Genomic DNA, 7528 nt, shown 5'->3' with positions numbered 1-7528 from the left:
GGGTCGGGGGGCGGGTGCGGTCAGCGATGGGCGTCGAGCCCGGAGCGGACCGAGCCGAGCAGCTCGTCCCACGCGGCCTCGAACTTCTCCAGGCCCTCAGTCTCCAGCACGTCCACGACGTCCTGGTAGGACACGCCTGCCGCGCCGACCGCGTCGAGCAGGGCATCGGCCTCGGCGTAGGCGCCCGTGACGGTGTCCGCCGCAATCACCCCGTGGTCGGCGACCGCCTCGAGGGTCTTCTCCGGCAGGGTGGTCACGGTGTGCGGTGCCACGAGTTCGGTGACGTACAGCGTGTCCGGCAGGGCGGGGTCCTTGACGCCGGTGGAGGCCCACAGGGGCCGCTGCACGGGGGCGCCGGCCGCCTCGAGCAGGCGCCAGCGCTCCGAGTCCAGGGCCTGCTCGAAGGCTCGGTAGGCCAGGCGCGCGTTGGCGACGGCGGCCCGGCCGGTCAGCGCCTCGGCCTCGGGGGTGCCGATCGCGCGCAGCCGCGCGTCGACCTCCGTGTCCACACGGGAGACGAAGAAGGAGGCCACCGAGTGGAGGCGGCGGACGTCGTGCCCGTTCGCCCGGGCCTTCTCCAGGCCGGTGAGCCAGGCGTTGAGCACCCGGCGGTAGCGGGGCAGGGAGAAGATCAGGGTCACGTTCACGCTGATGCCCGCGCCGAGCACGTCCGCGATGGCGGACAGGCCCTCCACGGTCGCGGGGATCTTCACCATGAGGTTGGGACGGTCGACGGCCGCCGCCAGCTCGCGGGCCTGCGCCACGGTGCCGGCGGCGTCGCGGGCCAGGCGCGGATCGACCTCAAGGGAGACGAAGCCGTCCGCCCCGCCGGTGCGCTCGTGGACGGGCGCGAGCACGTCGGCGGCGCGGCGCACGTCCTCGGTCGTCAGGGCGACGACGGCCTCGTCCACCGAGGCGCCGGCCGCGGCGAGGTCGCGCAGCTGTCCCTGGTAGGCGCCCGCGTCCGCGAGGGCGACCGCGAAGATGGACGGGTTCGTGGTGACGCCGGTGACCGAGCGGGTGGCGATCAGCTCTTCGAGCGTGCCCTCGTCCAGCCGCGTGCGGGAGAGGTCGTCGAGCCAGATCGACACACCGGCCTGGGCCAGCGCGGCGGTGTTCGGGTTCTGCGGGGTGCTCATGGTCTGCGGGTGCCTTCCCTTCGGGGTGGACGTGCTCGGGGCGCCGTGGGCGCCGGGCCTCAGAGGAGGCCGCGGGTCACCTCGGCGACGTGCTCGCCAGTGAATCCGTACTTCTCCATCAGGCGGGCGCCGTCGGCCGACTCGCCGTAGTGCTCGAGGCTCACGCGGGCGCCCGGGGAGGAGGCCGTCACCGTGTGCTCGAACCACGGCATCGCGATGCCGGCCTCGACGGAGACGCGGACCGGGGCGTCGGGGCCGTCGGGCAGGACCTCGGCCCGGTAGGCCTCGTCCTGCTCGGCGAACCACTCGAGGCAGGGGGCGGAGACGACGCGGGTCGGGACGCCGTCGGCCTGCAGCAGCGCGCGGGCCCGCACGGCCACGGAGACCTCGGAGCCGGTCGCGATCAGCAGCGCGCGGGCCGGCGTCGGCGCGCCGTCGGCATCCGTGGCGTCGATGAGGACGTAGGCGCCGCGGGCCACGCCCGAGGCGGGGGCGAAGCCGTCCGTGTCCCGGGGGAGCACGGGCAGGCTCTGCCGGGACAGGACGAGCCCGGCCGGGCGGTCCCGGTGCTCGAGCACCGTCCGCCACGCCCACGCGGTCTCGTTGGCGTCGGCCGGGCGGACGACGTCGAGCCCGGGGATGGCCCGCAGGGCGGCCAGGTGCTCCACCGGCTGGTGCGTGGGGCCGTCCTCGCCGAGGCCGATGGAGTCGTGCGTCCACACGTACGTGCTCGGGGTGCCCATGAGGGCGGCCAGGCGGACGGCGGGGCGCATGTAGTCGGAGAACGTCAGGAACGTGCCCACGTACGCGCGGGTCAGGCCGCCGATCGTGATGCCGTTGACGATCGCCCCGGCCGCGAACTCGCGGACGCCGAAGTGCAGGGTGCGGCCGTACTCGTGGCCCTGCCACGTGGCGGTGGAGCGGCGGGCCGGGATGAAGGAGGGCTCGCCCTTCATGGTGGTGTTGTTCGACCCGGCGAGGTCGGCCGAGCCGCCCCAGAGCTCGGGCATGACCGGCGCGAGGGCCGTGAGCACCTCTCCGGAGGCCGCGCGCGTGGCCAGGCCCTTCTCGTCCGCGTCCCAGGACGGGAACGCGTCCGCGAAGCCAGCGGGCAGCTCTCGTCCGGCCAGTCGGTCGTACAGCCGCGCGTTCTCCGGGTTCGCCTCGCGCCAGGCCTGGAACGCCACCTCCCAGCCGCGGCGGTACTCTGCCGAGCGCTCGGCGATGGACCGGGCGCGGGCCAGGAGCTCGGGGTCGACGTCGAAGGTCTTGGTCGGGTCCAGCCCGAGGCTCTCCTTGAGGCCGGCGACCTCGTCCGTGCCGAGCTTGGAGCCGTGGATGCCGCCGGTGTTCTGCTTCGTGGGGGAGGGCCAGCCGATCACGGTGCGCAGCTTGATCAGCGAGGGCCGGCCGGTCTCGGCCTTGGCCGCGACGAGGGCGTCGTACAGGGCCTCCACGTCCTCCGTGTACTCGGTCACGGCGTGGCCCTGGGCGCCGTTGGTCCAGTCGACCTCCTGCACGTGCCAGCCGTAGGCCTCGTAGCGGCGGACCACGTCCTCGGTGAACGCGATGTCCGTGTCGTCCTCGATCGAGATGCGGTTCGCGTCGTAGACGACGACCAGGTTCCCGAGCTCCTGGTGCCCGGCCAGCGAGGAGGCCTCGGCGGCGACGCCCTCCTGGATGTCCCCGTCGGAGGCGAGCACGAACACGTGGTGGTCGAACGGGGAGGTGCCGGGGGCGGCGTCGGGGTCCATCAGCCCGCGCACGCGGCGCTGCTCGTACGCGAAGCCGACGCCCATCGCCAGGCCCTGGCCCAGCGGACCCGTGGTCACCTCGACGCCGTGGGTGTGGCCGTACTCCGGGTGGCCCGGGGTCCTGGATCCCTCGGTGCGCAGCCCCTGGATGTCCTCGATCTCGAGCCCGGCGCCCGCGGCGAACAACTGCAGGTACTGGATGAGCGAGGCGTGGCCCGCGGAGAGGATGAAGCGATCCCGGCCCTCCCAGCGGTCGTCCGTGGGGTCCAGGTGCATGACGTTCTGGTACAGCTGCCACGCCACGGGGGCCAGCGAGATCGCGGTGCCGGGGTGGCCGTGCCCGGCCTTCTCCACGGCGTCCGCCGAGAGCGCCTTGAGCGTGTCCACCATCCGGCGGTCCTGCTCCGAGTAGACGAACCCGCGGGCCGGGGCCACCCGGTCCAGGGTCGGGGGGGTGGACGGCTGCGCGGCGTCGGTCACGGGTTCTCTCCTGGCGGATCGGGAGCGTCGGGGTGCGGCCCCGGCCGACGCCGGGGCGTCGCGGCGCGGGGCCGTCGTCCCAGCCTAGCCGCGCGACGGCGGGGCGGGCCCGACCGGGCGCCTCATGACATGCTTCGCCCCCGGGCGAACAGCCGTTGACACGAGTAGACTGGGTCAAGGCCTGACCGCAGGCGGACCGCCCGAGTGGCCGATCCGAACCCCGGGACGGGCACGCCCACCGTCCCCTCACCGTGAGAAGCAGATGTCATCCTCCCTGGAGTCGCCGTCCGCCGCCCGCGTCGCCGCCGCCGAGCCCGGCGTCGTCGACCGGTCCCCGCTGCCCCTGCGCCGCAAGGTCCGGGCGTACGTCGAGCTGACGAAGCCCCGGGTGATCGAGCTGCTGCTGGTGACCACGCTGCCGACCATGATCTTCGCGCAGCGCGGCTTCCCGGACGTGCTCACCATGATCGCCACGCTCGTCGGCGGTGCGCTCGCCGCCGGCGCCTCCGGCACCTTCAACTGCTACATCGACCGCGACATCGACCGGGTCATGAAGCGCACCGAGAACCGGCCGCTCGTCACCGGCGAGGTCACCCCCCGCGAGGCCCTCGTGTTCGCGTGGGTGCAGACGGTCGTGTCCATCCTGATCCTCGGGTTCGGCGCCAACTGGCTGGCGGCCGGCCTGGGTGTGGCCGCCATCTTCTTCTACGTGGTCGTGTACTCGCTCGTGCTCAAGCGCCGCACGGAGCAGAACATCGTGTGGGGCGGCATCGCCGGCTGCTTCCCCGTGCTGATCGGCTGGGCGGCCGTGCGCGGGACCGTCGAGTGGCCGGCCATCGTGCTGTTCCTCGTGGTCTTCCTGTGGACGCCCCCGCACTACTGGCCGCTGTCCATGAAGTACAAGCGCGACTACCAGCAGGCCGACGTGCCGATGCTCGGCGCCATCGCCTCCGCGCGCCACGTCTCCAACCAGGTCGTGCTCTACGCGTGGGCCACCGTGGCCTGCTCCCTCCTGCTCGTGCCGATGGGCTGGGCCGGCATCGTCTACACCGCGGTCGCGCTCGTCGTCGGCGGCTGGTTCATCTGGGAGTCCCACGTGCTGCAGGTGCAGGCCCAGCGCGAGGACTTCGAGGACCGCAAGGCCATGAAGGTCTTCCACCTCTCCATCACCTACCTGACGCTGCTGTTCATCGCCCTGGCCGTGGACCCGTTCGTGGGTGCGCCGCTGATGCACTTCGGCGCCTGAGCGCCGGTCCGCCCCCAGCGCTCCCCGGGACGCCGACGACGACGGCCCCGCACCAGCCGGTGCGGGGCCGTTCGCGTGCGCGGGGCGTCAGCCCGCGGCGACGGTGCGCGCGGGCGTGGCGGTCTCGACCGCGGCACCGGGTCCGGCCGTGACGTAGCGGGCGACCTGCCGGTCCCAGGCCTCCGTCGCCGACGCCACGAGCAGTGCCGAGCCGAGCATGTGCAGCAGGACCACACCGATCGGCAGGCCCGTGAAGTGCTGGGTGTAGCCCACGGCGGCCTGGAACACGAGGGCGAGCAGGAGCCGCAGCACGGCGGCGCGCTGCAGGCGGGAGGCGCCGGCCGCGCGGCGCACCGTGAAGAACAGGACCAGGGCGGCCGCCAGGAGCAGGTACACCGGGATCACGTGGATCCGGGTGACCAGCAGCGGGTCGAACTCGTGGCGCGGCGAGCCGGGGTCGCCGGAGTGCGGGCCCGTGCCGGTCACCACGGTGCCCAGGTACACGGCGGCCCACGTCAGCGCGAACGCCGCCCAGGCGGCGGCACGGGACCGGACGGTGGTGGCGCCGTCCACGAGGGGCACGCCCGCCCGGCCGGCGCGGCGCTCGGCGGCGATGCGCACCACGAGCAGGGTCGCCACGGCGACCATGATCGAGGACACGATGAAGTGACCGGCCACCCACCACGGGTTCAGATTCGTCAGGACCACGACGCCGCCCACGAGGGCCTGCGCGGGGATGCCGGCCAGCAGGCCCACGGAGAGCCAGAAGGGGCTCCGGTGGGTGCCGCGCAGGTTCCACAGGGACAGGAACATGGCGGCGGCGATGACCACCAGGACGAACGTCAGCGTCCGGTTGCCGAATTCGATGTAGCCGTGGATGCCCATCTCTGGGGTGTTGGTGAGGGACTCGGGTGAGCACTTGGGCCACGTGGGGCAGCCCAGGCCGGAGCCGGTGAGGCGCACGGCGCCGCCGGTGACGATGATGCCGATCTCGGACGCCAGGGACGCCACGGCGAGGGCCATGGTGGCCTTCGTGAGGCGCTGCGGCAGGCGGGCGGCGAGCCCGGCCGGGGCGGTCCCGGCCGCGGGGGTGGTGGTGGACACGGTGTCCTTCCGATCGTTCGATGCAGGGGGACGGGGAACGGCTCAGGGCCGCCAGCGGAACCAGCGGAGCGCGGCCGCGACGGCCACGGCGCCCCACAGGGTGAGCACGAGCAGGGGGACGGGCGACCAGGCCCCGTCCAGGAGGGCGGCCCGCAGGGCCGTGCCCAGCGCGCCGGAGGGGAGCAGGTCCACGCCGGGCACCCGCGCGGGGAACACCGTGCCGCCGACGGCGCCGAACAGCACCCACAGCAGGTTGGCGACGGCGAGGGTCGCCTCCGGCCGGGCCGTGCCGGCGAGCAGCAGCCCGAGGGCCGTGAAGGCGGCGGCCCCCAGCGCGAGGGCGACGAGGGCCGGCAGGATCCCCTCGGGGTCCGGACGCCAGCCGAGCGCCAGGCCGACGCCGCCGATCACGCTCACCTGCACCAGCAGGAGGGCCACCACCGCCAGGGCCTTGCCGGCGACGAGGCCGAGCGTGCCCAGCGGGGTGGTGGCCAGGGCGGCGAGCACGTCGTAGCGACGCTCGAAGCCCGTGGCGATCGCGGTGGCCGTGAACGCGGAGCTGATCACGGCCAGGGCGAGCACGCCGGGCACGGCCACGTCCAGGCCCGAGCGGCCGGGGGCGTCCAGCAGGCCGGTGACGTGCACGCCCACGAGCGCGAGCAGGGGCAGCACCACGGTGACGAGCAGCTGCTCGCCGTTGCGCAGCGCGGTGCCGGTCTCGTAGCCGGCCTGACGCAGGACGCGGGCGGCCAGCGGGGCGGCGCCGGCGTGGGCTCCGGTGCCGGCCGGGGCGCGGTGGTCGACGACGGGCGTGCTCATGCGGCGGTCTCCCGGAGGATCTGCTCGAGGCGCAGTCCGGCGCGCTCGAATCGGGTGGGCATCAGGGCGTGCTCCCGCCAGCTCGCGGCGAGGACGGCCAGGTCGTCCGGGCCGCGGACGCCGGCCACGCGCAGGCGGGCGGACTCGTCGAGGCCGGCCGCGCGCAGCGGCGCGGGCAGGGTGTCGGCCCAGGCGCGGACGGCGTCGGGGGAGGCGTCGCCGAAGTCCACGTCGACGACGTCGCCCTCGGCCACGCGCGTGAGCTCGGCCAGCGAGCCGGAGCGCACCACGCGGCCGGCGCGCAGGATGGCGACGTCGTCCGCGAGCCGCTCGGCGTCGTCGAGCAGGTGCGTGGTCAGCAGCACGGCGGCGCCGCGGTCGGTCTGTTCACGCACGACGTCGTGCACGACGGGCCGGGTCTCCGGGTCGAGGCCCGCGGTGGGCTCGTCGAGGAACAGCATGTCCGGCCGGCCGACGAGGGCGGCCGCGAGCGCGACGCGCTGGCGCTGGCCACCGGAGAGGCGGCGCAGGGGGCGGCCGGCGACCTCGGCGATCAGCAGGCGCTCCAGCAGCGGCTCGACGGGCAGCGGGTCGCGGTACAGGGACGCCACGTGGCCGACGAAGCGGCGGGCGGGGATCGCGGGCGGCAGGCCGCCCTCCTGCCACATCACGCCGATGCGGGCGCGCAGGTCGGCGGAGGCCCGCCACGGGTCTGCGCCGAACACGCGCACGGTGCCGGCGTCGGGCCGGTCCATGCCGTGGCAGAGGCCGAGGGTGGTGGACTTGCCGGCCCCGTTGGGGCCGAGCAGCACCGTGACGGCGCCGGCACGGGCAGTGAGGTCGACGCCCCGCAGGACGGGGGTGCGGGACCGGCCGCGGCCGAGGCTCCGGTGGACGTCGCTCAGGCGCAGGACGGGCTCGTCGCGCGGCACGGGATCCGGGGTCAGGGGAGGTCGGGGCACTGTGCCAGTCTAGTCCTCGGGCCC

At 74.7% G+C, this 7528-nt stretch carries 6 protein-coding genes; 1 reads left to right on the top strand and 5 read right to left on the bottom strand.

The annotated features are described in order from the left end of the window. Window positions 1-20: 20 nt before the first annotated feature. The gene (gene tal, locus J1M40_RS11355; protein WP_063189246.1) at window positions 21-1139 is read right to left on the bottom strand and encodes a transaldolase; all 1119 of its coding nucleotides are present in this window, start codon (window positions 1137-1139) and stop codon (window positions 21-23) included. Window positions 1140-1198: 59 nt separating this feature from the next. Next, the gene (tkt, locus tag J1M40_RS11350; protein WP_036315272.1) at window positions 1199-3373 is read right to left on the bottom strand and encodes a transketolase; all 2175 of its coding nucleotides are present in this window, start codon (window positions 3371-3373) and stop codon (window positions 1199-1201) included. A gap of 262 nt (window positions 3374-3635) precedes the next feature. On the opposite strand from tkt, the gene J1M40_RS11345 reads away from it, so the two are divergent. Beyond that, the gene (locus tag J1M40_RS11345) at window positions 3636-4619 is read left to right on the top strand and encodes a heme o synthase (protein WP_036315269.1); all 984 of its coding nucleotides are present in this window, start codon (window positions 3636-3638) and stop codon (window positions 4617-4619) included. A gap of 87 nt (window positions 4620-4706) precedes the next feature. On the opposite strand, the gene J1M40_RS11340 is transcribed toward J1M40_RS11345, so the two are convergent. From J1M40_RS11340 to J1M40_RS11330, 3 genes are read right to left on the bottom strand one after another with little or no spacing between them, the layout of a single operon-like run. Continuing rightward, window positions 4707-5723 carry a heme A synthase gene (locus J1M40_RS11340; protein WP_069941296.1) on the bottom strand — a complete coding sequence of 339 codons (1017 nt, stop codon included), beginning with the start codon at window positions 5721-5723 and terminating at the stop codon, window positions 4707-4709. Window positions 5724-5765: 42 nt separating this feature from the next. Beyond that, a complete protein-coding gene (locus tag J1M40_RS11335) occupies window positions 5766-6542 on the bottom strand; it encodes an ABC transporter permease (RefSeq protein ID WP_036315265.1) in 777 nt (258 codons plus the stop codon). Further along, window positions 6539-7504, bottom strand: a complete 966-nt coding sequence (locus J1M40_RS11330) for an ABC transporter ATP-binding protein (protein WP_223247537.1) — start codon at window positions 7502-7504, stop codon at window positions 6539-6541. The genes J1M40_RS11335 and J1M40_RS11330 overlap by 4 nt, the downstream gene beginning before the upstream one ends. Between the last annotated feature and the right edge of the window lie 24 nt (window positions 7505-7528).

This window comes from Micrococcus sp. KRD026, assembly GCF_017168445.1.
In the GTDB taxonomy this organism is placed as follows: domain Bacteria; phylum Actinomycetota; class Actinomycetes; order Actinomycetales; family Micrococcaceae; genus Micrococcus; species Micrococcus luteus.
Note: the sequence above shows the minus strand (reverse complement) of the source record. Positions and strands in the feature narration are given on the sequence as shown.

Excerpts from the sequence above, each read along its gene's own strand:
- J1M40_RS11345 (WP_036315269.1), top strand. The coding sequence starts at position 3,636 with ATGTCATCCTCCCTGGAGTCGCCGTCCGCCGCCCGCGTCGCCGCCGCC.
- tal (WP_063189246.1), bottom strand. The coding sequence starts at position 1,139 with ATGAGCACCCCGCAGAACCCGAACACCGCCGCGCTGGCCCAGGCCGGT.
- J1M40_RS11335 (WP_036315265.1), bottom strand. The coding sequence starts at position 6,542 with ATGAGCACGCCCGTCGTCGACCACCGCGCCCCGGCCGGCACCGGAGCC.